This is a genomic window from Azotobacter beijerinckii, assembly GCF_900110885.1.
Classification (GTDB): Bacteria; Pseudomonadota; Gammaproteobacteria; order Pseudomonadales; family Pseudomonadaceae; genus Azotobacter; species Azotobacter beijerinckii.
This window is the reverse complement of sequence record NZ_FOFJ01000021.1, coordinates 1-25,037: the sequence shown is the minus strand read 5'-3', so window position 1 is coordinate 25,037 and position 25,037 is coordinate 1. Positions and strand designations below refer to the sequence as shown.

General features: G+C 66.3%; 24 protein-coding genes and 1 pseudogene. 13 read left to right on the top strand and 12 right to left on the bottom strand.

Annotated elements, in window-relative coordinates:
* Positions 1–28: 28 nt before the first annotated feature.
* Entirely contained in the window at positions 29–1,387 is a 1,359-nt protein-coding gene (gene gorA, locus BMY22_RS12235; protein WP_090622314.1) for a glutathione-disulfide reductase, read from the bottom strand.
* 87 nt (positions 1,388–1,474) lie between these two features.
* Between gorA and BMY22_RS12230 the strand changes: the two genes are divergently transcribed.
* Positions 1,475–1,897, top strand: a complete 423-nt coding sequence (locus BMY22_RS12230) for a VOC family protein (protein WP_090622312.1) — start codon at positions 1,475–1,477, stop codon at positions 1,895–1,897.
* Between the two features lie 48 nt (positions 1,898–1,945).
* Here BMY22_RS12230 and galU read toward each other — a convergent pair whose 3' ends face one another.
* A complete protein-coding gene (gene galU / locus BMY22_RS12225) occupies positions 1,946–2,785 on the bottom strand; it encodes a UTP--glucose-1-phosphate uridylyltransferase GalU (RefSeq protein ID WP_090622310.1) in 840 nt (279 codons plus the stop codon).
* Positions 2,786–3,014: 229 nt separating this feature from the next.
* Between galU and BMY22_RS12220 the strand changes: the two genes are divergently transcribed.
* Positions 3,015–3,203 carry a ribbon-helix-helix protein, CopG family gene (locus BMY22_RS12220; RefSeq protein WP_090622419.1) on the top strand — a complete coding sequence of 63 codons (189 nt, stop codon included), beginning with the start codon at positions 3,015–3,017 and terminating at the stop codon, positions 3,201–3,203.
* On the opposite strand, the gene BMY22_RS12215 is transcribed toward BMY22_RS12220, so the two are convergent.
* Entirely contained in the window at positions 3,190–4,848 is a 1,659-nt protein-coding gene (locus BMY22_RS12215) for a SulP family inorganic anion transporter (protein WP_090622307.1), read from the bottom strand. The two genes, BMY22_RS12220 and BMY22_RS12215, sit on opposite strands and share 14 nt — an antisense overlap.
* An 89-nt stretch (positions 4,849–4,937) precedes the next feature.
* On the opposite strand from BMY22_RS12215, the gene BMY22_RS12210 reads away from it, so the two are divergent.
* From BMY22_RS12210 to BMY22_RS12175, 8 genes are all read left to right on the top strand, one after another.
* Positions 4,938–5,168, top strand: a complete 231-nt coding sequence (locus BMY22_RS12210; RefSeq protein ID WP_090622306.1) for a hypothetical protein — start codon at positions 4,938–4,940, stop codon at positions 5,166–5,168.
* Positions 5,169–5,585: 417 nt separating this feature from the next.
* The gene (glgA, locus tag BMY22_RS12205; protein WP_090622416.1) at positions 5,586–7,082 is read left to right on the top strand and encodes a glycogen synthase GlgA; all 1,497 of its coding nucleotides are present in this window, start codon (positions 5,586–5,588) and stop codon (positions 7,080–7,082) included.
* A 14-nt stretch (positions 7,083–7,096) separates the two neighbouring features.
* A complete protein-coding gene (gene treZ, locus BMY22_RS12200; RefSeq protein ID WP_090622304.1) occupies positions 7,097–8,890 on the top strand; it encodes a malto-oligosyltrehalose trehalohydrolase in 1,794 nt (597 codons plus the stop codon).
* Positions 8,877–10,949 carry a 4-alpha-glucanotransferase gene (malQ, locus tag BMY22_RS12195; RefSeq protein ID WP_090622302.1) on the top strand — a complete coding sequence of 691 codons (2,073 nt, stop codon included), beginning with the start codon at positions 8,877–8,879 and terminating at the stop codon, positions 10,947–10,949. The genes treZ and malQ overlap by 14 nt, the downstream gene beginning before the upstream one ends.
* Before the next feature lie 244 nt (positions 10,950–11,193).
* Positions 11,194–11,469 (top strand): DUF2934 domain-containing protein, encoded by a 276-nt coding sequence (locus BMY22_RS12190; RefSeq protein WP_090622299.1) that lies wholly within the window; start codon positions 11,194–11,196, stop codon positions 11,467–11,469.
* A gap of 114 nt (positions 11,470–11,583) precedes the next feature.
* A complete protein-coding gene (gene glgX, locus BMY22_RS12185; protein WP_090622297.1) occupies positions 11,584–13,779 on the top strand; it encodes a glycogen debranching protein GlgX in 2,196 nt (731 codons plus the stop codon).
* Positions 13,780–13,884: 105 nt separating this feature from the next.
* The gene (locus tag BMY22_RS12180) at positions 13,885–14,298 is read left to right on the top strand and encodes a CBS domain-containing protein (protein ID WP_090622294.1); all 414 of its coding nucleotides are present in this window, start codon (positions 13,885–13,887) and stop codon (positions 14,296–14,298) included.
* Between the two features lie 137 nt (positions 14,299–14,435).
* On the top strand, positions 14,436–15,242 hold the full coding sequence (locus BMY22_RS12175; RefSeq protein ID WP_090622292.1) for a cytochrome c: 807 nt from the start codon (positions 14,436–14,438) through the stop codon (positions 15,240–15,242).
* A gap of 72 nt (positions 15,243–15,314) precedes the next feature.
* Here BMY22_RS12175 and BMY22_RS12170 read toward each other — a convergent pair whose 3' ends face one another.
* The 8 genes from BMY22_RS12170 to aroC form a co-directional block, all read right to left on the bottom strand.
* Positions 15,315–15,659, bottom strand: coding sequence for a ribonuclease E inhibitor RraB (locus tag BMY22_RS12170; RefSeq protein WP_090622290.1), 345 nt, complete (start codon positions 15,657–15,659; stop codon positions 15,315–15,317).
* 155 nt (positions 15,660–15,814) lie between these two features.
* Positions 15,815–16,675 carry a polyamine aminopropyltransferase gene (speE, locus tag BMY22_RS12165; RefSeq protein ID WP_090622288.1) on the bottom strand — a complete coding sequence of 287 codons (861 nt, stop codon included), beginning with the start codon at positions 16,673–16,675 and terminating at the stop codon, positions 15,815–15,817.
* A gap of 200 nt (positions 16,676–16,875) precedes the next feature.
* On the bottom strand, positions 16,876–17,076 hold the full coding sequence (locus tag BMY22_RS12160) for a PLDc N-terminal domain-containing protein (RefSeq protein ID WP_090622286.1): 201 nt from the start codon (positions 17,074–17,076) through the stop codon (positions 16,876–16,878).
* A 70-nt stretch (positions 17,077–17,146) separates the two neighbouring features.
* Complete coding sequence (gene mtnC, locus BMY22_RS12155; RefSeq protein ID WP_090622283.1) at positions 17,147–17,830, bottom strand: acireductone synthase; 684 nt, start codon at positions 17,828–17,830, stop codon at positions 17,147–17,149.
* 1 nt (position 17,831) lies between these two features.
* On the bottom strand, positions 17,832–18,377 hold the full coding sequence (locus tag BMY22_RS12150) for a 1,2-dihydroxy-3-keto-5-methylthiopentene dioxygenase (protein WP_090622282.1): 546 nt from the start codon (positions 18,375–18,377) through the stop codon (positions 17,832–17,834).
* Positions 18,378–18,436: 59 nt separating this feature from the next.
* Positions 18,437–19,057, bottom strand: a complete 621-nt coding sequence (locus BMY22_RS12145) for a methylthioribulose 1-phosphate dehydratase (protein ID WP_090622279.1) — start codon at positions 19,055–19,057, stop codon at positions 18,437–18,439.
* On the bottom strand, positions 19,054–20,205 hold the full coding sequence (locus BMY22_RS12140; RefSeq protein WP_090622415.1) for an MFS transporter: 1,152 nt from the start codon (positions 20,203–20,205) through the stop codon (positions 19,054–19,056). Before BMY22_RS12140 ends, BMY22_RS12145 begins: the two co-directional genes overlap by 4 nt.
* 88 nt (positions 20,206–20,293) lie before the next feature.
* Positions 20,294–21,385 carry a chorismate synthase gene (gene aroC / locus BMY22_RS12135; RefSeq protein WP_090622278.1) on the bottom strand — a complete coding sequence of 364 codons (1,092 nt, stop codon included), beginning with the start codon at positions 21,383–21,385 and terminating at the stop codon, positions 20,294–20,296.
* A gap of 115 nt (positions 21,386–21,500) precedes the next feature.
* Between aroC and BMY22_RS12130 the strand changes: the two genes are divergently transcribed.
* Positions 21,501–22,454 carry an alpha/beta hydrolase gene (locus tag BMY22_RS12130; RefSeq protein WP_090622275.1) on the top strand — a complete coding sequence of 318 codons (954 nt, stop codon included), beginning with the start codon at positions 21,501–21,503 and terminating at the stop codon, positions 22,452–22,454.
* Between the two features lie 31 nt (positions 22,455–22,485).
* Here BMY22_RS12130 and prmB read toward each other — a convergent pair whose 3' ends face one another.
* Positions 22,486–23,406: a 50S ribosomal protein L3 N(5)-glutamine methyltransferase gene (prmB, locus tag BMY22_RS12125; RefSeq protein WP_090622274.1), complete on the bottom strand. Its 921-nt coding sequence runs from the start codon at positions 23,404–23,406 to the stop codon at positions 22,486–22,488.
* A gap of 359 nt (positions 23,407–23,765) precedes the next feature.
* Between prmB and BMY22_RS12120 the strand changes: the two genes are divergently transcribed.
* Both BMY22_RS12120 and BMY22_RS12115 read left to right on the top strand, forming a co-directional pair.
* Positions 23,766–24,359, top strand: coding sequence for a cysteine hydrolase family protein (locus BMY22_RS12120; RefSeq protein ID WP_090622271.1), 594 nt, complete (start codon positions 23,766–23,768; stop codon positions 24,357–24,359).
* A 451-nt stretch (positions 24,360–24,810) separates the two neighbouring features.
* Positions 24,811–25,037: pseudogene (locus tag BMY22_RS12115) on the top strand (IS4 family transposase); the annotation flags it as partial.

Sequence of the window (25,037 nt, the reverse complement as noted above, 5' to 3'; positions counted from 1 at the left end):
CCCCCAAAACAACTTGGCATCCCGCACCTCAGCGGCTCGAGGGGGTCCGCATGGTGACGAACTCCTCCGCCGCCGTCGGGTGAATGCCCAACGTCTCGTCGAATATCTGCTTGGTGGCACCCGCCTTGAGCGCAACGGCAAGCCCCTGGAGGATCTCGCCAGCCTCCGGGCCGACCATGTGGCAGCCCAGCACCCGATCGGAGTCAGCATCCACCACCAGCTTCATCAGGCTGCGCTCCTGGCTGTCGGTCATGGTCAACTTCATCGGACGGAAGCGGCTTTCGAAGATCCTCACCGGGTGTCCAGCCTCTTGCGCCTGCTCCTCCGTCATGCCTACGGTACCGATGTTCGGCAAGCTGAACACCGCCGTGGGGATCAGGCGATAGTCGACCGGCCGGTACTGTTCCGGCTTGAACAGCCGGCGAGCGACCGCCATGCCTTCGGCCAAGGCCACCGGCGTGAGCTGAACATTGCCGGTGACATCGCCGATGGCCAGAATGGAGGGCACGTTGCTGCGGTACAACTCGTCGACCCGGATACAGCCCCGCTCGTCCAGCGCGACTCCGGCATTTTCCAGACCGAGATCGTCCAGCATCGGCCGGCGCCCGGTGGCATAGAAGACGCAGTCGGCCTCCAGTCTGCGGCCGTCCTGCAGCGTGGCCAGCAGGCTGCCATCGGCCTGGCGATCGATGCGGGTGATATCGGCATTGAACTGCAGATCGATACCCCTCTTGGTCATCTCGTCGCGCAAATGCTCGCGAACGGCCCCGTCGAAGCCGCGCAGGAACAGCTCGCGGCGGTACAGCAGGGTGGTTTTCGCCCCCACCCCGTGGAAGATCGAGGCGAACTCCACCGCGATATAGCCGCCGCCCACCACCAGCACTCGCTCCGGCCGCGCCGGTAAATGGAAAGCCTCGTTGGAGGTGATGGCGAACTCCCGCCCCGGAATGTCCGGCACCACCGGCCAGCCGCCGGTGGCGACGAGGATATGCTCGGCGCTGTAGCGCCGGCCGTTTACCTCCACACCGTGCGCATCGGTCAGCCGGGCATGCCCCTCCAGCAGGGTGACTCCGCTGTCCACCAGCAACTTGCGATAGATGCCGTTCAGACGCCGGATCTCGCGATCCTTGTTGGCGACCAAGGCGGCCCAGTCGAACCGCGCCTCGCCCAGGCTCCAGCCGTAGCCGCGGGCCTGCTCGAAATCCTCGGCGTAGTGCGCCCCATAGACCAGGAGTTTCTTCGGCACGCAGCCGACGTTCACGCAAGTGCCCCCCAGATAGCGGCTCTCGGCCACGGCCACGCGGGCGCCGAAACCGGCGGCGAAACGCGCCGCCCGCACCCCACCGGAGCCGGCACCGATGACAAACAGATCGAAGTCGTAGGCCATTCATCGTTCTCCCTTCAACGAACGGGCAGAATACCCCATACGACCGGATGGCCGGTCGAGGCCTACAGGATTCACAAGGAGACCGGTATGCGTCCCGCGCTCACCCATCTCGCCCTGCACGTCCCGGATCTCGAGGCCTGCGTGGAGTTCTACCGGCGCTTCTGCGGCATGCAGGTGTTTCACGAGCGCGCCGGCAAGGGCGCACGCATCGTCTGGATGGCCGAGCCCGGCCGCGAACACGAATTCGTCTTCGTGCTGATGCCGGGCGGCCACCCGCGCAACCTGGCCGAAGACGACTACAGCCATTTCGGCTTCGCCCTGGAGAGCCGCGCGCAGGTCGATGCCATCGCGGCCGAGGCCCAAGCCGCGGGCTGCCTGATCTGGCCGCCGCGCGACGAGCCCTATCCGGTCGGCTATTACTGCGGTCTGCTCGACCCCGCCGGCAACTATGTCGAATTCAGCTTTGGCCAGCCGCTGGGGCCAGGCTCGGAAAAGATGCCGCTGCCGTGAACGGAAAAGCCACCCGCAGGTGGCTTTCCTCGTCGTAGCGTCCGGAACTCAGTAGGCCTTGCCGAGCTTGTAGAGGTTCTCGAAGCAGAAGTTGGTGGCGTCGATGTAGCCCTCGGCGCCGCCGCAGTCGAAACGCCTGCCCTTGAATTTGTAGGCCATGACGCAACCGTCCTTGGCCTGTTTCATCAGCGCGTCGGTGATCTGGATCTCGCCGCCCTTGCCGGGCTCGGTCTGCTCGATCAGGTCGAAGATGTCCGGCGTCAGGATATAGCGGCCGATGATCGCCAGATTCGAGGGCGCATCCTCCGGCTTGGGTTTTTCCACCATGGCGCTGACCCGGAAAATATCGTCGCGAATCATCTCGCCGGCGATGACGCCGTACTTGGAGGTCTCCTCCGGCGGCACTTCCTGGATCGCCACGATCGAGCAGCGGAACTGGTTGTACAGCTTGACCATCTGGGTCAGCACGCCGTCGCCATCGAGGTTGATGCAGAGGTCGTCGGCCAGGACCACGGCGAAGGGCTCGTCGCCGATCAGCGGACGGCCGCAGAGAATCGCATGGCCAAGGCCCTTCATCTCGACCTGGCGGGTATAGGAGAAGGTGCACTCGTCGATCAGCCGACGAATGCCGATCAGGTACTTTTCCTTGTCGGTATCGCGGATCTGGTGTTCGAGCTCGTAGCTGATGTCGAAGTGGTCCTCGAGTGCGCGTTTGCCGCGGCCGGTGACCATCGCAATCTGCGCCAGACCAGCGTCCAGCGCCTCCTCGACCCCATACTGGATCAGCGGCTTGTTCACGATCGGCAGCATTTCCTTGGGCATGGCCTTGGTGGCGGGCAGGAAGCGGGTGCCGTAACCGGCGGCGGGAAACAGGCATTTCTTGATCATGGGAGTCCTTAAAAACAAATGGCGGCAAATCCGATCGGGCGTCCGGAGTAGCCCGGCGCCACAGCCGCTATCCTACCGGAGTGAAGTATGCGCGCACATGACGGACACCATACAAATCAAGGCCATACAGAAAAACATGGAAGCGCCTGCAGGCATGGCCGGTAGCTGGACCATGCAGGATTTGATTAACATATGACGATATATGGCAACGATCACGACGGGTTCCCCCATGGAAAGCAAGACTGCGCGTCTCACCGTACTCATCGATCCGGTCAAGAAGAAAGCCTTCGAAGAGCTCTGTGCCGCCCAGGATCAGACACCGTCCCAGGTCGTCCGCCAGTTGATCCGCGACTATCTGGAAGCCCATGGCGTCAGCTACTCCACACAGAGCAGGATCTCCTCCGTCAGGAAGCCTTGACCTCCGGCGTCTCCATACAGGCGGACAGCGCATCGGCAAAGCTCGCGTGGTAGTTCGGAACACCGATCAGCTCCAGCACCCCCGCCTTTTCCAGCTTGCCCCGCACCCGCGGGCTCGCCTCGCAGAGCTTGACCCGAATCTTGCGCCTGTTCAGTTGCCGGATGACCTCCTCCAGCGTCTGCAGACCGGTGATATCCATGAAAGGCACGCGCTTCAGACGAACCACCAGCAAACGCGGATCGGTGTGGGTGCTGGCCAGAGCACGCTCGAAGGTTTCCGCTGCGCCGAAAAACAGCGGCCCCTCGACGGTATAGACCAGCACTCCGTCGGGCAGCCGGGTCTGGCCATTGCCGAGCAGCTCCGGCTCCAGATCCTGCTCGAGCTGCTGCTGCACCGCCACCGAGGACGCCATGCGGCGCATGAAATGCAGCATGGCCAGGATCATGCCGATGTTCACTGCGATCACCAGATCGCTGAATACCGTCAGCCCGAAGGTGATCAGCAGAATCCCCACGTCCGCCCGGGGCGCCCGCTGCAGCATGCGCTTGAAGTGCTTCAGCTCGCTCATGTTCCAGGCCACCACGAAGAGGATGGCGGCCAACGCGGCCAGCGGAATGTTCGCCGCCAGCGGCGCCAGGAACAGCAGGATCAGCACCAGGGTGAGCGCATGGACGATGCCGGCCAACGGGCTGTTGCCGCCGTTGCGGATATTGGTCGCGGTGCGGGCGATCGCCCCGGTCGCGGCGAAACCGCCGAACAGCGGCGCGGCCAGGTTGGCGATGCCCTGGCCGATCAACTCCTGGTTGGAGTCGTGCTTGGTTCCGCCCATGCCGTCGGCGACCACCGCCGAGAGCAGCGACTCGATGGCGCCGAGCATGGCGATGGCGAAGGCCGGACCGATCAGCTCGATGAGCCGCGCCAAGGTGATCTCCGGCAGCCCCAGTTGCGGCAGCCCCTGGGGAATCCCGCCGAAGGCGCTGCCGATAGTGGCCACGCCGTCGAAGCGGAAGACCGACTGGATGAGCGTGGCGACCACCATCGCGATCAGCGGCCCGGGAATGCGCCCGAGCACCCGCAGGCGCGGTGCGAGGACGACCAGCGCCAGACTGAGCAGCGCCAGCAGCGTGGTCGGCAGGTGCAACTGCGGCAGGGACTGCAGCAGGTGCCAGAGCCTCTCGTGGAAATGGCCGCCCGTTACCGCCGGCAGGCCGAAGAAATCCCTCCACTGGCTGACCCAGATGATCACCCCGATACCGGCGGTGAAACCGACGATGACCGGATCGGGGATGTACTTGATGACCGAGCCCAGGCGGCTGACGCCGAGCAGCAGGAGAATGCCCCCGGCCATCAGGGTCGCGATCTGCAGGCCATTGATCCCGTGTTCGGCGGTCACCCCGGCGAGGATGACGATGAAGGCGCCGGTCGGACCGGCGATCTGCAGCCGGCTGCCGCCGAACAGGGAAACCAGCAGACCACCGACGATAGCGGTATAGATGCCTTGCTCCGGCTTCACCCCGGAAGCGATGCCGAAAGCCATGGCCAGGGGCAGCGCTACGACGCCGACGATGACGCCGGCCACCAGATTGCGGAGCCAATGCTCCCGCCGCAGCAGACCGGCCCGCCACGCCTCACGAATTGCGATCATCGTTGCCCCTCCTGGAATATGTGCTTGATATTATCATCCAGTGGTAATGATAAAATTCTCCGCCAAACGCTTAGTCGCACGGAGAAACCATGAAACGCCAGGATGTCGGAACCCTGCAGGCCGAAGGCAAGCCCTTCGTCACCCACGTGATCCGCAATCCGGCCCGCAGCGGGGAATGGATCGTGTTCTTCCAGCTGAGTACGGGCCGCAGCTTCTTCCTGATCGACGAGCATGACGAAGTCGAATCCTTCCGCCAGTTGGACAGACTCATCGAAGTCTTGCAGAGGCTCGGCATCAAACTGGCGGAAATCCATTTCTGAACCCACTCTTGCCCTGCTCCAGCGTCGCATCGCCCCCCTTGACGGCCTTCATGGGCCAAACCATTCGACCAGCGGTCGAGGACCGTTTGCCGATTGGCGTCCACACTTCATGAGTTGATGAATGGCGAGCTGCCGCTGCTCGCCAGGTAGTCACGAACCCATGAAATGCGGGAGGGGCATGCGGAAGTCTCCGCCCCCTCCCGAGACGCAACTGCACGGAGGGCCGTCGCACCGGGAGAGCTGTGCCGGCGCCATGACCGCCCCTGATAATTCATTGATGGCTCCGGACTCAGCGGGCCTTTCGGAAACCTCTATCCGGAAGAGGGCCGAAAGGTTCGTCAAGGAAGATTTGATTGGAGGATGACCATGAGCAATGCCTCTGCGCAGGCCCAGCGCGTCGAACGTCTGGATCAAGGCATGCTGGCCGGAACGAACCGGCCCGGGCCGCAGATCCGTACCGTTCAGGAAAACGACAGCAAGAAGAAGATCCTCTTCGTCACCTCCGAACTCTCCGATCTGATCAAGACCGGCGGGCTGGGCGACGTCTCCGCCGCTCTGCCCCGGGCACTGCGCGGCCACCACGACGTCCGCGTGCTGCTGCCCGGCTATCGCCAGGTCATGCAGAGCGGCCACCCCATCCGCCTGGTCGGGACCCTCGCCGGCCACGCCGCACTGCCCCCGTGCCGGATCGGCCGCATCGACCTGGACGACGGCCTGATCGTCTATGTGCTCATCAGCCCCGAACTCTACGAGCGCGACGGCGGCCCCTACGGCGACAACCGCAACCAGGACTGGCCGGACAACCACATCCGCTTCGCCCGCCTGGGCCTCGCCGCCGCCGACTTCGCCGCCGGCGACGCCAGCATCAGCTGGCGCCCCGACCTGATCCACGCCCACGACTGGCCGGCTGGACTGGCGCCGGCCTACCTGCGCTGGCGCGGACAGGGAACGCCCAGCGTGTTCACCATCCACAACCTCGCCTACCAGGGCCTGTGGCGGTCGGAATGCTGCGCGGAACTGGCCATCCCGGCGGAAGCCTGCCGGATGGAGCGCATGGAATTCCATGGCCAGCTGTCCTTCCTCAAGGCCGGAGTCGCCTACGCCGATCGCATCACCACGGTGAGCGCCACCTATGCCCGGGAAATCACCACCCCGGATTTCGGCTGCGGCTTGGAAGGTTTCCTCCGGGAAAAGGCCAACCACGGCCTCTTGAGCGGCATCCCCAACGGCATCGACGAAAGCTGGGAACCGGAAACCGATCCGCACCTGCTGCGCAACTTCGGCGTCAACGACTGGGCGGGCAAGGCCCTGCATGCCGAGCACGTGCGTCGCCAGTTCGCTCTCGAACCCTCCGGCGGCCCGCTGTTCGTGGTGGTTTCCCGGCTGGTCCAGCAGAAAGGCCTGGACCTGACCCATGCCCTGGCCGAAAGCCTCGTCGAGCACGGCGGACAACTGGCCGTGCTGGGACGCGGCGAGCCGCAGGTGGAGGACAGCATGCGGCAACTGGCCGAGCGCTTTCCCGGCCATGTGGGGGCAAACATCGGCTTCGACGAAACCGTCGCGCGCCGCATGTTCGCCGGCGGCGACTTCCTGCTGATGCCTTCGCGCTACGAGCCGTGCGGCCTCAGCCAGCTGTACGCCCAGCGTTTCGGCTCGCTGCCCATCGCACGCAGGACCGGTGGGCTCGCCGACACCATCGAGGACGGCGTGACCGGCTTCCTCTTCGAGGAGGCCAGCCTGGAAAGCTACCGCGAAGCCCTGTTGCGGGCCTTCCGGGTATTCGCCGCGCCGTCCCTTTTCCATGCTATGCGTTGCCGCGCCATGGCGGTGCCTTGCTTCTGGCGGCAGACCATAGACCCCTATCTCCATCTCTACCGGCAATTGTTAGTGGAAAGCCGGCATGGCGAGGCATAAACGGAGACCCTACCATGTCAATCCCCAGCTACAACGGACGTTTCGGCGCGCATCTGCTCGACGAGCGAAACACCCGCTTCTCACTCTGGGCCCCCGATGCCGAGCGCGTCGACCTGGAAATCCTCTGCGACACCCGACTGCCGATGCACAAGGAAAAGGGCGGCTGGTTCGTCCTCGAAGCACCTTGCGGCGCCGGCACCCAGTACCGTTACCGGATCGACGACGAAATCAGCGTGCCGGACCCGGCCTCACGCTCCCAGGTCGCCGGCCTCCATGCTCCCAGCATGGTGGTCGACCCCAACGCCTACCAGTGGCGCCACCCCGCCTGGAGCGGCCGGCCCTGGCACGAAACGGTGATCTACGAACTGCACGCCGGCCTGCTCGGCGGCTTCCACGGTGTCGAGGCACAACTCGCCGAGCTGGCCGAACTGGGCGTCACCGCCATCGAACTGATGCCGATCGGCGAATTTCCCGGCACCCGCAACTGGGGCTACGACGGCGCACTGCCCTTCGCCCCGGAATCCGCCTACGGCTCGCCCGACGACCTCAAGCACTTGGTCGACACCGCCCACGGCCACGGCCTGATGGTCTTCCTCGACGTGGTCTACAACCACTTTGGCCCGGAAGGCAGCCATATCGGCCGCTATGCCAAAAGCTTCTTCCGCGAGGACAAGCAGACCCCCTGGGGCGACGCCACCGACCTGCGTCGACGAGAAGTGCGGGACTTCTTCATCGAGAACGCGCTGATGTGGCTGCAGGAATACCGCTTCGACGGCCTGCGCCTGGACGCCGTGCATACCATCACCGAGCGCGCCTTCCTCACCGAACTGGCGCAACGGGTGCACTCGACCGTGGAGCCCGGCCGCCACGTGCATCTGATGCTGGAAAACCAGAAGAACCAGGCCAGCCTGCTCGGCGAAGGCTATGCCGGGCAGTGGAACGACGATGGCCACCACGTCCTGCACACCCTGCTCACCGGCGAGCGGCAGGGCTATTACGTCGACTATCACCAAGGCGCCACGGAAAAGCTCGCCCTCAGCCTGAGCGAAGGCTTCGTCTTCCAGGGCCAGCTCGCCCGCCACGGACAGAAGAAGCACTGCGGCGAACCCAGCGCCCACCTGCCGCCCACCTCCTTCGTGCTGTTCCTGCAGAACCACGACCAGGTCGGCCACCGCGCCTTCGGCGAACGCCTGGTCAGTCTTGCCGACGCCGATGCCCTGCGCGCGGCGACCACCCTGCTGCTGCTCTCGCCAATGGTGCCCCTGCTGTTCATGGGCGAGGAGTGGGGCACCCACCGGCCCTTCCTGTACTTCACCTGCCACCAGAGTCCGGAACTGGCCCAGGCGGTGCGCGAAGCCCGGCGCCGGGAATTCTGCGAGTTCGAGCCGTTCAAGGACATGTCCCTCTGCGAACGGATTCCCGACCCCAACGACGAAGCCACCTTCACCGCCTCGCAGCCGGACTTCCAGTGCTGCCTCGATCCCCGCCATGGCGAATGGCGCGCCTTCTATCGCCATTTGCTGGGCCTGCGCCGCCGCGAAATCGTGCCGCGCCTGCCGGGCTGCCGGGCACTGGGCGCCGACGTGCTGGGCGAAGGCGCCGTGGCGGCACACTGGCGGCTGGGCGACAGCAGCATCCTGCGCATCGAACTGAACCTCGGCGGTCAGGCCGTACCGCTGGCGGATCACTACGCCCACGGCCGGCTGCTGTTCGCCAGCCAGGACATGGAAGAGTTCCACGAGCATCACGGCAAGCTCCCCGCCCGGATGGCTCGTGTCTACCTGGTAGCACCGGATGAGCAACGATGAGCGACTCCACACCCTGGCCACTGCCGCCGGGGTGGCGATCCACTGGATCGACGCCGACGGGCAGCCACAGAAGGTTCCGGCGGACGTCCTGCGCCGGATACTGGCCGGACTGGAACTGCCGGCCGACAACGACGCCCAGATCGGGGACAGCCTTGCCCGCCTCCGGCAGGCGGGCGATCTGCCGCCGTTGCTCACCCTAGAGCAACACCAGCAGCTCGATCTGTCCGGCCATTTCTCCTCCCGCAGCGCCTTCGAGCTGACCCTGGAAGACGGCCGTCATCACGCCGGACGGCTCGACGAGCAGGGGCGCCTGCCGGCGATCGAACTGCCCGGCTACCACCAGTTGGCGATCGGCGAACGACGGCTGACCCTGGCCGTCGCCCCGCCGCGCTGCATCGGCGTGGCCGAGCTGGGCGCCAGCCCGCCGCCCCGCCTCTGGGGACTCTCGGTGCAGCTCTATGCCCTGCGCCGCCCAGGCGACGGTGGCATTGGCGACACCCAGGCCCTGGAAACCCTGACGCGCCAGGCCGCCCGGCAGGGCGCTGCGGGCATCGCCATCAGCCCGCTGCACGCCATGTTCAGCGCCGACACCTACCGTTTCAGCCCCTATTCGCCGTCCAGCCGGCTGTTCTACAACGTGCTGCACAGCGCGCCCGGCAGCATCCTCGGCGAGCGCGAGGTGCGCACCGCCATCGAAGCCAACGGACTGGCCGACGAATGGCAGCGTCTGGAACAGCTCGAGCTGATCGACTGGCCGGCGGCCGCCGCCGTCAAGCTGCGCCTGCTGCGGGCGCTGCATGCCGAGTTCCGCCGGGGCGGCAACCCCCTGGAGCACGACTTCGCCAGTTTCCGCCAAAGCGGCGGCGAGGCCCTGGAGAATCACTGCCGCTTCGAGGCGCTGCACGCCTACCACGTCCACCACGGCGGCGTATACGACTGGCGCCAGTGGGACCCGGCCCTGCAATGCCCAGGCAGTGCCGCGGTGGCCGGCTTCGCCCGCGAATACGAGGACGAGATCGCCTTCCACGCCTTCGCCCAGTGGCTTATCGCCCGCGGCCTGGAGCGTACCCAGAACGCGGCGCGCAGTGCCGGCATGCCGATCGGCCTGATCGCCGACCTGGCAGTGGGCGCCGACGGCGGCGGCAGCCAGGCCTGGAGCCGGCAGGCCGAACTGCTGCCGACGCTGACTGTCGGCGCGCCGCCGGACGCCCTCAACCGCTCTGGGCAGAGCTGGGGCGTGTCGGCATTCTCGCCCCGGGGCCTGCGCCAGCACGGCTTCCACGCCTACATCGAGATGCTCCGCGCCAATCTGGCCCACGCCGGCGGTATCCGCATCGACCACGTGATGGGGCTTCAACGCCTGTGGGTGATCCCGCCGGGCGGCGAGCAACGCGACGGCGCCTACCTGCACTACCCCCAGGAAGACCTGATGCGCCTGCTGGCGCTGGAGTCCTGGCGGCACAAGGCGGTGATTCTCGGCGAAGATCTCGGCACCGTTCCGGAAGGCTTCCGCCCGGCGCTGGCCGAGCGCGGCGTCCTCGGCATGCGCGTGCTGCTCTTCGAACAGGATCACCAGGGCCATTTCCATCCCCCCCGCCACTGGCCCGACCACACCCTGGCCACCAGCACCACCCACGACCTGCCGACCCTGAACGGCTGGTGGCAGGGCCGCGACATCGACTGGCGCGAACGCCTGCAACTCTGCGACGCGCTGGGTGCCCAGGCCGCACGGGAAGTCCGCCAGCGCGAACGCCGCGCCTTACGCGAAGCCCTCGCCGCCGACGGCGGGCCGGCGCAGGCGGAGCCCATCGACAGCGCCGGCATCATCGACGCCTGCGTGAGCTTTCTCGGCCACACGCCGGCGCCCTTGGTCCTACTTCCCGTGGAGGACGCCTTGGGCTTGGAGGAACAGGCCAACCTGCCCGGCACCATCGACAGCCACCCGAACTGGCGACGACGCTGGCCGGTCGGCTGCGACGAACTGCTGCAGACGCCGGATGCGGCGCGCCGCCTGCACCTGCTGGCGGAAGCCCGCGAGGCGTCGCGCAGGAGGGGCTGAATGAGCGACCTGCGCCACCCTGCACCTGCAGCTCCACCCGGACGTCACCCTCGACGAGGCTCTCCCCGCGACAGACCGCACGGGCGCACGCCTATGCCGAGCGCGCCCAGTGGCAGGCCCAGGTGCTGCGCGAAGCCCGGCCGCGCGAGGAGATCGCCGGCGGGCACCACGAACGAGGCCCTGGCGGGTTTTCCCGTCGGCCTCTTCCATGCCCATGAACCACGACAAGAAGGAAAAAACGGGAATGACCGTCGAAGAACAGCGTATCCGCGAGCTGGCCTACCACATCTGGCTGTCCGAGGGCTGCCCCGAGGGCCAACACGACCGCCACTGGCAGATGGCCTGCAAACTGGCCGAGGCCGAAGTCCGCGCCGAGACACCGGCTCCCCGGCCGCGCAAGCCCGCAGCCCCCCGCAAGCCTCGGGCAGTCGCCGCCGTCTCCACCACCAGCGGCGGGACTCCGCTCAAGCCGGTCGAGAAGAAACCCCGCGCCAGCCGTAGCCGGCCGGCGGGTAGCTGATGCACGACACACCGCCCACCCGCCAGGAGCCATGCCCCTGCGCAGGCATCGGCACGGCGGCGCGCCCTCCCCCCGGCATGCGGACGCCCGAACCTCGCCGCCGGAGAAACCAGCATGGATCGCCGCAACAAACCCCAGGCCCCGCAGGTGAATATCCCGTCACGCATCCGCGAGGGCCTGCCCTTTCCCCTGGGAGCGACCTGGGACGGCCTGGGCGTCAACTTCGCGCTGTTTTCCGCTCACGCCGCCAAGGTCGAACTCTGCCTGTTCGATGAAAGCGGCCGCCGCGAACTGGAGCGTATCGAGCTGCCCGAGTACACCGACGAGATCTGGCACGGCTACCTGCCCGACGCCCATCCCGGGCAGGTCTACGGCTACCGGGTGCATGGCCCCTACGCGCCGGACGCCGGACACCGCTTCAACCCCAACAAGCTGCTGCTCGACCCCTACGCCAAGCAACTGATCGGTGCCCTGCGCTGGTCGAAGGCGCTGTACGGCTACACCGTCGGCCACCCCGACGCCGACCTCAGCTTCGACAAGCACGACAGCGCCCCCTTCGTGCCCAAGAGCCGGGTCATCGACCCGGCCTTCACCTGGGGACGCGACCGTCCGATGCAGACGCCCTGGGACCGTACCCTCCTCTACGAAACCCATCTGCGTGGCTTCACCATGCGCCACCCGGCAGTGCCTCCGGCAGTGCGCGGCACCTGCGCCGGCCTGATGCACCCCGAGGTGGTCGATTACCTGCGACGGCTCGGCGTCTCCGCCCTGGAACTGTTGCCGGTACATGCCTTCCTCCCGGACCAGCACCTGCTGGAAAAGGGCATGAGCAACTACTGGGGCTACAACAGCATCGGCTTTTTCGCTCCCCACCCGCGCTACCTGGCCTCGGGAAAGATCCAGGAATTCAAGGAAATGGTCGCCCACCTCCACGACGCCGGCCTCGAGGTGATCCTCGACGTGGTCTACAACCACACCGCCGAGGGCAACGAACTGGGCCCGACCCTCTCCATGCGCGGCATCGACAACGCCACCTACTACCGCCTGCAGTCCGACGCCCCCCGCCTCTACGTCAACGACTCGGGCACCGGCAACACCCTCGACCTCAGCCATCCCTGCGTCCTGCAGATGGTCACCGACTCGCTGCGCTACTGGGCCACGGAAATGCATGTGGACGGTTTCCGCTTCGACCTGGCGACCATCCTCGGCCGCGAGCCGGAAGGCTTCGACGAGCGCCACGCCTTCCTCGTCGCCTGCCGCCAGGACCCGGTGCTGCGCCAAACCAAACTGATCGCCGAACCCTGGGACTGCGGCCCCGGCGGCTACCAGGTCGGTGGCTTCCCGCCCGGCTGGGCGGAATGGAACGACCAGTTCCGCGACACCGTGCGCACCTTCTGGAAGGGCGACTACAACCGCCTGGCCGACTTCGCCCGGCGCCTGGCCGGCTCCGCCGACCTCTTCGACCAGCGTGGCCGACGGCCCTTCGCCTCGATCAACTTCGTCACCGCCCACGACGGCTTCACCCTGCGCGACCTGGTTTCCTACGACCGCAAGCACAACGAGGCCAACGACGAGAACAACCGGGACGGCTCCGACCACAACCTGTCCTGGAACCACGGTGTCGAAGGCCCCAGCGACGACCCGCAGATCAACGCCCTGCGCCTGCGCCAGATGCGCAACCTCTTCGCCACCCTGCTGTTCTCCCAAGGCACGCCGATGCTGGTCGCCGGCGACGAGTTCGCCCGCACCCAGCACGGCAACAACAACGCCTACTGCCAGGACAGCGAGATCGGCTGGCTGAACTGGGACCTCGACGCCGACGGCCAGACCCTGCTCGACTTCGTGCGCCACCTGATCCGCCTGCGCCTGCGTTTTCCGATCCTGCGCCGCGGGCGCTTCCTGGTCGGAGCCCGCCACGAAGAGTTGGACATCAAGGACGTCACCTGGCTAACTCCCGCCGGTACGGAAATGACCACCGAGCGCTGGGAAGACGGGCACAACCGCTGCCTGGCCATGCTCCTCGACGGCCGCGCCCAGCCCACCGGCATCCCTCGCTCCGGCGCCGACAGCACCCTGCTGTTGCTGGTGAACGCCCACCACGAACGGGTCGAATTCCACCTGCCGGAGGTTCCCGAGGGCAGTCGCTGGAGACGCCTGGTGGACACCAACCAGCCGACGGTCGAAGAAGACACGTTCGCCTTCGCCAGCCGCTATGGCGTCACTGGCCGCTCGCTGCTGCTGTTCGAGTTGATCCGCAGCGACACCCCCGGACATCCGGATGAAGCACCCGTCTTTTGCGAGCCGAGGTGAAAGCGCTTCAGCGCGACTAGTCTTGGATGAAGGTACTGACGTACCTGGACGAGCCGGAGCGACCGGCCTGCCTGCAACCCATCGAAGACAACGGAGGCAACTGCCGTGAAAATCCGAGAAATCATGACCCGCAATGTGCAGATCGTCGACCCCGAACAGAGCATCCGCGACGTAGCCCAGTTGATGGAGCAGATCGACAGCGGCGCCCTGCTGGTTCACGAAGGCGACCGTCTGGTCGGCATGATCACCGACCGCGACATCGCCATCCGCGCCATCGCCAAGGGCCTGGGCGGCGACACCCCGGTGCGCCGGGTGATGACGCCCAATGTGCGCTACTGCTTCGACGACGAGGACGTCCAGCACGTCGCCAGCAACATGGCCGACATCCACCTGCGCCGCCTGCCGGTGATGAACCGCGCCAAGCGCCTGGTCGGCATGGTCTCGCTGGGCAACCTCGCCAGTTGCAACGATCCCCAGCTCAGCAATACCGTGCTGCACGGCGTGGCCCAGGCCCACTGAGCCCGAAAGCCCCCTCTCCCCCGGCGGGGAGAGGGCTGGGGTGTAATGCGGCAGGCGCCGATCCGGTCGAGGATCCGCTGGAAATTCGTCAAAATGAATACGGACTTTCCGGTTGCCGCCACCCACAAGGATGCCCCATGCGCCGCCTCGCCGCCCTCGCCCTCCTGCTGGTCGCCAGCCTGCCGCTGGTCGCCGCCGAACTGATCCTCGAACTCCCCGGCGTTTCGCGCCGCTGGTCCAGCGCCGAGCTGCTCGCCCATCCCCAAGTCCGCAGCCTGTCGATTTCCGGCGACCCGGCCTACCGGCACGCCATGACCTATCGCGCGCTGCCGCTGGCCGCACTGCTCGACGGCGTGCGTCCGGACGATCACCTGCAGGCCGTGGCGCTGGACGGTTTCGTCGCCGAACTGCCCGCCGCACCGCTGCTGCGCGAGACTGGCGCCCGTGCCTGGCTGGCCGTCGAGGACCCGGCCACCCCCTGGCCGACGCTGAGCGGACGCAAGGCCAGTGCCGGCCCCTTCTATCTGGTATGGAGCGATTCCGAGGCAGGCGGCATCGGCCCCGAGCAGTGGCCCTTCCAGATCGCCCGGATTCGTCGGCTCGCGCCGCTCGCCGAGCGCTTCCCGGCGCTCTTGCCGGCCGCCGACGCCGATGCCGCCGTCCGGACCGGCTTCGCGCTGTTCCAGAAGCACTGCCTGGCCTGCCACCGCCTGAATGGCCAGGGCGACGCCCAGTTCGGCCCGGATCTGAATCTGCCGTACAACCCCACCGAGTACTTCCAGGAAGCCTTCCTGCGCCGCTATATCCGCGACCCGCAGGGACTGCGCCAATGGCCACAGGGCCGCATGCCGGGCTTTTCCGTGGAGGTCCTTGCCGAGGATGAACTGGATCGCCTGCTGGCCTACCTGCGCCACATGGCCGGGCGCAAAGCCGAACCCCGCTGATCGGGCGGAACGAAGTCGGGGAAAATCGAGCGAGGGTGAAACGCCGGCCAGGGATTGGCCGGCGCGAAGGACCTAAAGACTGGAATGGGCGGCTTCCTGGGTAACCCCCCAGCCATCGAGCACGCCGCCCAGAGGCAGCACCACGGACTCGAGATCATGCTCGAAGTTATCGATGCCGGCGTAGGTGGCATACATCACTTTGCTCACCTGCAGGTGCCAGGCACCGTCGTCGCGGGCAGACACCTCCGTCCTCAGAGACTCGCCGCGAAAATTTCTGGCCGCCATGCGGGCCCGCTCCTCGTCGGGGAAGATGGCGTAAAACTCGATGGGGTGGACGCGGGCAAAGTCGAATCCGCCCTCCTTCATGCGGCGCAACACAACGCCGCTGACATCATCCGGGAAGGTGTTGTTGCTCATGAAAACGACCCCCTCTCAATGATGAATCGGTTGATATGCAACTGTTCAGGAAAGACGCGGCAGCGGGAATCCGCCGCCGCTTCCCTAGAATAGCCCCATACCCAGCTGGCGGCCTAGCGGATCGACAGATCCGCCGGGCGACTCGACGGGAGGGCTCAGCAGTTGCCGGGCTTGCCGACGGCCTGCAGCACGTACTGCGGCAGAGCGAAGGCGCCCTGATGGATTTCCGGGTTGTAGTAGCGGGTCACGATGCCGCTGCCGACGAAGCGCTGGCGCAGGATCTCCAAGGGCACCCGGCGCGCGGCTGCATCGCAGGCGCCCCAGGCGAAGGTCATGGCGCCGCCGATGTAGGTTGGCACCGCGGCCTGGTAGAAGTGCCAGTCGGCGAACAGGCCGTTCATCCGCTGCGCGGTGGTCTGCACCTCGGAAAGCTGCATGAAGGGCGTGCCGTTCTGGGTGACCAGGATGCCACCGTCGTTCAGGCAGCGCCGGCAGGCCTGGTAGAAGTTCTCGGAGAACAGCGCTTCGCCCGGGCCGATGGGGTCGGTGGAGTCGGAGATGATGACGTCGAACTTCTCCTCGGTGGTGGCGACGAAACGCATGCCGTCGTCGATCACCAGACTCAGGCGCGCGTCCTCGAAGGCGCCGCTGGAATGGTGGGGTAGAAACTCCCGGCACATCTCCACCACGGTGGCGTCGATCTCGACCATGGTGACGTGCTCGACGCTGCGGTGCCGGCACACCTCGCGCAGGATACCGCCGTCGCCGCCACCGACGATCAGCACGCGGCGCGCCGCGCCGTGGGCGAGGATCGGCACGTGGGTAAGCATTTCGTGGTAGATGAACTCATCGGCCTCGGTGGTCTGGATCACCCCGTCCAAGGCCATCACCCGGCCCATACGGGAATTCTCGAAGATCACCAGATGCTGATGGCCGGTGCGCACCTCATGGAGCAGCTTGTCCATGCGAAAACGCTGGCCGTATCCGTCGTAGAGGGTTTCCTGATAGTCGCTCATGGCTCGGCTTCCCCTGAAGCTGGCTGACTGGAACGCTGGCCCCGGCTCTGCGGGCCGGATCTGCGCAAGGGGGCGCATTCTACGTTGGCCGGGATGGCAGTTGGAACCTTACCGCGCCGGAGAGCGGTCTTCGGGCGGACTCTCTCTCGGTGCCACCGGGCAAGGGCCGAAGGCTGAAGCACCGGCGGCCTGCCGCTGCCTCAGCGCAACCCTCCACTGGAGCTGGCACTGCGCGGCCCCGTAAATACCCAGATGATCAGACCGAGGACCGGCAGAACGGCAATCAGCAGCACCCAGAGCACTTTCTTGGTCGTGTCAGTCCGGCTACGCACGACATGGACGATGGCCCAGATATCCAGCGCCAGGATAATCAGACTCAAAAAGCCGCGAAGGACATCCATCGGATGCACTCCTTTCCAGGATCAGTTATCTAATTAGGATGACGAGGCTTAGCGATGGTTCAACGCCGTTTCAAAAGGCCGTCGGCTCGATCGCCGCAAAGCTGGCCACCGTCGGATGCCCGGCCAGCACGCCGCCCTCACGGGCCAGGCCACAGGTCCGCAGCCCGGCCTGACGGGCGGCGTCGAGCTCCTGCACCACGTCGGAGAGAAAGAGGATCTCCCCCGCCGGCCGGCCGATGGCCTCGGCGATACGCACATAGGACGCCGCCTCGCGCTTGGGGCCGCTGGTGGTGTCGAAATAGCCGGAGAACAGCGGCGACAGGTCGCCGGCCTCCGAGCAGCCGAAGATCAGTCGCTGCGCCTGGATCGAGCCGGAGGAATAGACGTAGAGGTCATAGCCCTCGGCCTTCCAGCGCTGCAGCGCGGCCACGGCGTCCGGATAGACATGCCCCTTGAGCTGGCCGGCACGGTAGCCTCGCTCCCAGACCCTGCCTTGCAGCGCCTTGAGGGGCGTGGCCTTGCGGTCCTCGGCGATCCAGCCGAGCAGGATCTCGATGACCCGCTCGAGGTCGGCGTCCGCCTCGCCGCTCTCGGCGCGCACGGCCGCGAGCTGGGCGGCAACCTGTTCTTCGCCGGCATGCTCGCGGACGAATGCCGGCAGGTGCTCGCGGGCATAGGGGAACAGCACGTCGAAGACGAAGCTGACCGCGCTGGTGGTCCCCTCGATGTCGGTGAGGATGGCTTTGCTCGGCATATCAGTCTTCCAGCTCGGGAAAACGGTGGGCGATGGGATCGCCGGTGAACGTGGCAACCCAGCCTTCCGGGTTGTTGAACAACCGGATGCAGACGAAGTGCGGATGCTCGCCCATGTCGAACCAGTGACGAGTGCCGGCCGGCACCGAAATCAGGTCGTTGCGCTCGCAGAGCACGGCATACACCTCGTCGCCGACGTGCAGCGAGAACAGCCCGCGCCCGGCGACGAAGAAGCGCACCTCGTCCTCGCCGTGGGTGTGCTCGTCGAGGAACTTGGCGCGCAGCTCGTCCTTCTGCGGATGCCTGTCGGTCAGGCTGACCACGTCGACGGCGACATAGCCGCCCTCGGCCTGCAGCCGCTCGACCTGCGTGCGGTAGGCTGCGAGCACCTCCTCCTGGCTGGCGCCGGGGGCGATCGGCGCCTCGGCCTGCCAGCGCTCGAAACGCACGCCGAGCTTGGCCAGGGTGGCGGCGATGTCCTCGCCATGGTTGAGGATCTTGTAGGGCTGGGCGGGATGGTCGTCACGGTAGACACTCAGGGAACTCATGGGCAGATCTCCTTGTTCGTGGGGCCGGCCCCGGGCGGACACGGCAGTGGCCAGTCGGCTCAGACGCGCTGCAGGGCGCGCATTTTCAGTTCGCAGTCGAAGAGGAACTCGAAGGCCTCCACCTGGCGCAGCGCGTCGCTCATGCTGGCGCCCCAGGTGTAGAGGCCGTGGCCGCGGATCAGGTAACCGACGCAGTCGGGATGCTCGTCCAGCCAGGGCTGCACCCGGCGGGCCAGGCGGGCGATGTCCTGATCGTTGTCGAAGACCGGCACGCAGACCTGGCACTCGTGGGTGGTGATGCCGGCGAAGGCCTTCTGCAGCTCGTAGTCGGCGAACACCAGGGAGTCGCTCAGGGTCAGCCGGGAGAGCACGGTGGCGTTCACCGAATGGGTGTGCAACACCGCGCCGATCTGCGCTTTCCAGGTGTACAGCTGGGTGTGCAGCAGGGTTTCGGCCGAGGGCTTCTTGCCCGGCTCCAGGCTGTTGCCGGCCATGTCAGTGGCCAGTACGTCGTCCTCGCCGAGCTGGCCCTTGTGCTTGCCGGAAACGGTGAGCAGCGCCTCGCCGGGCGACAGCCGCGCCGAGTAGTTGCTACTGGTGGCCGGCGACCAGCCCCGGCCGTACAGGAAGCGTCCGGCCTCGATGATCTGTTGGGCAAGTTGTGCGCGGGTCAGGCTCATGGCCCCTCCTCTCTCAAACGGGTGGCGACGATGACGGCAGCGATCAGCGCCGCCAGGCTGGCCAGGGCGAAGGTCCAGGCCGGACCGAGGCTCGTCCAGCTGTAGCCGGAATACAGCGCGCCGAAGGCACCGCCGACCCCGGACAGGGTCGCATACAGGGCCTGACCCTGTCCCTGCTGGCGGGCACCGAAGCTGCGCTGCACAAAATGAATGGCGGCAACGTGGAAGCAGCCGAAGGTCGCCGCATGCATCAGCTGGACGGGCAGCAGGATGGCCAGATGATCGGCCAGATTGCCCAGCAGCAGCCAGCGCAGCGCGGCCAACAGGAAGCTGGCGAGCAGCAGCCGGCGCAGCGAGAAGCGCTGCAGCAGCGCGGCCATTGCCAGGAACAGCAGGATCTCCGCCAGCACACCGAGGGCCCAGAGCAGGCCGATCAGTCCCCGACCGTAGCCCAGGGCCTCCAGATGGAGGCTGAGAAAGGTGTAATAGGGCCCGTGACTCAGCTGCATCAGCGCCACGCAGGCATAGAAGGCCGGCACCCCGGGACGGCGCAGCTGGGCGATAAAACCGCCCTGCTCCTGCTGTCCGGTCCGTGTCTCCGGCTGGGCATTGGGAACCCAGAAGCTGCCGAGAACGATCCCGCCCATGATCAGGACGATCACCCTGGGAAAGATGCCCAGACCGAGCCACTCGAACAACTGGCCGAGCCCGACCACGGCGACGATGAAGCCGATGCTGCCCCACAGGCGCAGCTGGCTGTAGCGCGCCGACTGCTCGCGCAGGTGGGCCAGGGTGATCACCTCGAACTGCGGCAGCACGGCATGCCAGAAGAAAGCATGCAGGGCCATCACCAGCGCCAGCCAGGCGTAGCTCTGGCCAACGAAGATCAGCGCGAAGGCCCCCAGCGTACAGAGCGCGCCGAGCCGCACGATGGCCAGCCGCCGGCCGCTCGCATCGCCCAGCCAGCCCCACAGGTTCGGCGCCAGGCAGCGCATCAGCATGGGAATCGCCAGCAGCTCGCCGATGCGCGCAGCGGAAAAGCCCAAGTGGTCGAAATACAGCGAGAAGAACGGCGCCGTCGCGCCGAGCAGGGCGAAATAGAAGAAATAGAAGCCGGAGAGGCGCCAGTAGGGCAACGCGGGAGTCATGATCTGGCAGTAGCCTGGGTCGAGCGCAGCAATAGCCAAGACCTCGAGCATTGGCTATCGCTGCGCTCGACCCAACCTACGGTTCGCCTCACAGTTGCGGCAGCACCGGCGTGTTGACGCTGACCCCGGCATTCTGCGCACGGTGGCGCAGCAGGTGGTCCATCAGCACCATGGCCATCATCGCCTCGGCGATGGGCGTGGCGCGGATGCCGACACAGGGATCGTGGCGGCCCTTGGTGATCACTTCCACGGGGTTGCCATGGATGTCGATGGAGCGGCCGGGGGTGGTGATGCTGGAGGTCGGCTTGAGCGCCAGGTGGGCGACGATCGGCTGGCCCGAGGAAATGCCGCCGAGGATGCCACCGGCGTTGTTGGAGAGGAAACCGTCCGGGGTCAGTTCGTCGCGGTGCTCGGTTCCGCGTTGGGCGATACAGGCGAAACCGGCGCCGATCTCCACACCCTTGACCGCGTTGATGCTCATCAGCGCGTGGGCCAGCTCGGCATCGAGGCGGTCGAAGATCGGCTCGCCGAGGCCCGGCGGCACGCCTTCGGCGACCACGGTGATCTTCGCGCCGACCGAATCCTCGTCGCGGCGCAACTGGTCCATGTAGGCCTCGAGTTCGGCCACCTTGTCCGGATCGGGGCTGAAGAAGGCGTTCTCCTCCACGCTATCCCAGGTCTTGAACGGGATCTCGATCGGACCGAGCTGGCTCATGTAGCCGCGCACCTGGATGCCGAGGGTGGCCAGGTACTTCTTGGCGATGGCGCCGGCCGCCACGCGCATGGCGGTTTCGCGCGCCGAGCTGCGGCCGCCACCGCGATAGTCGCGGATGCCGTACTTGTGGTGGTAGGTGTAGTCGGCGTGGGCCGGGCGGAACAGGTCCTTGATCGCCGAGTAGTCCTTGGACTTCTGGTCGGTGTTGCGGATCAACAGGCCGATCGGGCAGCCGGTGGTCCGGCCCTCGAACACACCGGAGAGGATCTCTACCGCATCGTCTTCCTGGCGCTGGGTGGTGTGACGGCTGGTGCCGGGCTTGCGCCGGTCAAGATCGCGCTGTAGATCGGCGGCCGACAATTCGAGTCCCGGCGGGCAGCCGTCGACGATGGCGACCAGGGCCGGGCCGTGGCTCTCGCCGGCGGTGGTGACAGTGAACAGCTTGCCGTAGGTATTGCCGGACATGCAGGGCTCCGCGAACAATCAGCCAGATCGAAGGTGTGCGAGTATACCTAGGGGGCTCTGTCAGTTCATCCTCCGTCCCCCGCGCCAGACGGCGCGCCACCTCGGCCACAGCACCATGCTGCGAGTATTCCTGCTGCTCCTGATCCTGGCGACGGGCACTGTCCAAGCCCGGACCATCCTGCACCGCCCCATCGAGCTGGAAACCCCGAGCGGCGTGCTGTACGGCTCGCTGCTGCTGCCGCAAAGCGACAGTCCCGTACCGGTGGCTCTGCTGATCGCCGGCTCCGGCCCCACCGACCGCAACGGCAACAACCCGGCCGGGCGCAACGACAGCCTCAAACGCCTGGCCGAAACCCTGGCCCAGCGCGGCATCGCCAGCGTGCGCTACGACAAGCGCGGCGTCGCCGCCAGCCTGGCTGCCGCACCGGACGAGCGGATGCTGAGCGTGGAAGGCTATGTCGCCGATGCCGCCGCCTGGGGGCGCAAGCTGGGCGCCGACTCACGCTTTTCGCGGGTGGTACTGATCGGTCACAGCGAGGGCGCGCTGATCGCCAGCCTGGCCGCCGAGCAGGCCGGCGCCGCTAAGCTGGTCAGCATCGCCGGCAGCGGCCGGCCGATCGACCAAGTACTGCTGGAGCAGTTGAGCAGCCGCCTGCCGCCGCCTCTGCTGGCCTTCAGTGCGGCGCTGATCGAGGAACTCAAGGCGGGGCGCACCCACGAGCGGATTCCCGAACCGCTCGTAGTGCTGTTTCGCCCCAGCGTGCAGCCCTACCTGATCTCGCTGTTCCGCCAGAACCCGGCGGCGGCCTTCGCCCACCTGCGCATCCCGGCACTGATCGTCCAAGGGCGCCACGACATCCAGGTCGGAATCGAGGACGCCCAGGCCCTCAAGGCCGCCAAGCCCGATGCCGAGCTGCTGCTGATCGACGGCATGAACCATGTACTGCGCATCGTCCCGGCGGATACGAAGCGCCAACTGCCCTCCTACGACAAGCCGGAACTGCCGCTGGCCAGTGCCCTGGGCCAAGGGGTCGGCGACTTCGCCCTGCGGGACGAGCAACCGAAGTAAGCACCGCCCGGCTGCGCCCAAGCGCAGCAGGCTAGGCGGAAAGCCGCATGCGGAACAGTTCTCGATGCTCGCGGCACTGGGCAGCGGCCAGCAGGAAGACCCCATGCCCGCCCCGGCCAAACTCCAGCCAGGTGAAGTCCACCTCCGGGTAGAGCGCCTCCACATGCACCTGACTGTTGCCTACCTCGACGATCAGAACACCCCGCTCGGTCAGGTGGTCGGCCGCCTCCGCCAGCATGCGCCGCACCAGATCCAGACCGTCCTCGCCACAGGCCAGCCCCATGGCCGGCTCATGGTGGTACTCCTCCGGCATGTCGGCGAAATCCTCGGCATCCACATAGGGCGGGTTGGAGACGATCAGATCGAAGCGCTGCCCTGGCAGGCAGGCGAAACCATCGCCTTGCACGGTATAGACGCGCTCGTCCAGACCGTGCCGCTCGATGTTCCGGTTGGCCACTTCGAGTGCTTCGAAAGATAGATCGGCGAGCACCACTTCGGCCTCGGGAAACTCGTAGGCACAGGCGATGCCGATGCAGCCGGAGCCGGTGCAGAGATCAAGGATTCGCGCCGGCTCGTGGGGCAGCCAGGGAGCGAAACGCTGGCCGATCAGCTCGCCAATGGGCGAGCGCGGCACCAACACCCGCTCGTCGACCCAAAAAGGCAAGCTGCAGAACCAGGCCTCGCCGAGCAGATAAGCCGCTGGAATACGCTCCTCGATACGGCGCCGAAGCAAGGCCCCGAGGTGCGCGCACTCGCCTTCCTCGAGACGGCAATCCAGGTAACCGTCGGCCATTTCCCAAGGCAGATGCAGGGCGCCCAGCACCAGTTGGCGAGCCTCATCCCAGGCGTTGTCGGTGCCATGGCCGAAATACAGTCCTTCGGCATGGAAACGACTGACCGCCCAGCGAATGTAATCGCGCAGGGTGCGCAGACGGGTCGGGATAACAACCACGGGAGACCTCCAAGCCAAAAGGCCGGCATTTTAACAGGCAGCGGGGCCCTCCATGCTGAGAAACCCACCAGCCAGAGGTACAGCGAAACGCACGAACATGGCACGGGGTAGTATGAGTACGATGAGAGCCGCCAGGGGTGGGCTGACTGCCGGATAGCGAAAATACGGGGACGATTCCTTTCGAATCGATGTGGCTGCTTTATGCCGCCGAAAAAGGCCCCCCGATGCCCTTGCCAGCCTGGGCTCAGCCGGTATCCTGCCGCCTTACGACACCCATGCTCCTAGACTTAAGGTGATATTTGTTCACTTCTGCCGGCAGGAAGGAGACAATCTGCGCCGTTTTCCATGGAGGAGCCACCATGCCCCAACCACAAACCCTGATGCAGATCACCGGCCGCAGCTTCGCGCCGGCCAATCTGAAGAACGCCACTCTGCTCATCATCGATGCGCAGGAAGAGTATCGCAGTGGCGTCTTGCGCCTGCCCAGAATCGAATCTGCGATCATGGAAATCTCCAGCCTGCTGGCTGCCGCCCGCGCCGCAGGCACCCCGGTGGTTCATGTAAAGCACCTCGGCATTCCGGGCGGCTTTCTCGATCCACAGGGCACACGGGGCCAGCTCATTCCGGAAATCTCTCCTCTGCCGGGGGAAATCGTCGTGGAAAAGCGCCTGCCGAATGCCTTCTCCGGTACTGAACTGCATGACCGGCTGCAGGCCATCGGTCGACTGGATCTGATCGTATGCGGCTTCATGACCCACTCCAGCATCAGCACCACCGTGCGCGCGACCAAGGACTACGGCTATCGTTGCACCTTGGTGGACAGCGCCTGCGCCACCCGCGATCTGCCGAGCCCGAGTGGGACCATCAGCGCAGAGCAGGTCCACCGCATCGAGATCGCTAGTCTTGCCGACAACTTCGCGGCCGTGGTGCCTGACGCAAAGGCGCTGATCTAGCCCATCCGATCGGCCGGAACAACACCGAGGAAAGACGCTTGATACTCGGCGACGGACTGCACCAGCAGTTGCCGAGCCAGCCTTGGACCGAGGCCTCAGTGGGAGGAATCCTGAATGAAGTCGCCAGACGAATCCGGCTCCCGCCAGCTAGCCTTGAGCAGAGCGCAGGCCAGCCGCTGGCGTCTCGGTTTAGCGATCGCGGCGCTATTCGCTTCCCTCGGCATATTGCTCGCCATGGCTAGCACCGCCTCGCTGCTCGACCAGGCTCCGGGCCCTGGAGCAGGTCTCGACGATCCAGCTCTGTCCTTCGGCCCCGCCTTACTCCTCCTGGCCTTAGGCCCACCCCTTTCAAGGTCTTTACGTAAACTCCCTTCCCTAAAACCATCAAGAGGGCAAGGCGGTGTGGGACGAGATTCTGGCGCGATTCGAGAAGCAGGCACCGGCCAGCGTCATGGCACGGCTGGTGTTGGAACGGGCGATGCCGGCTGCCTGGGTCGACGAAGTGTTCGAGACCAACCGGCAGCGCCAGTATCCCCGGGAGCTGCTGTTTTCCACCGTCGTCGAGCTGATGTCGCTGGTTTCCCTGGGGCTGCGCCCTTCGCTGCATGCCGCCGCGCGCCAGATGGACAACTTGCCCGTATCGCTGGCGGCGCTGTACGACAAAGTCAGCCGCACCGA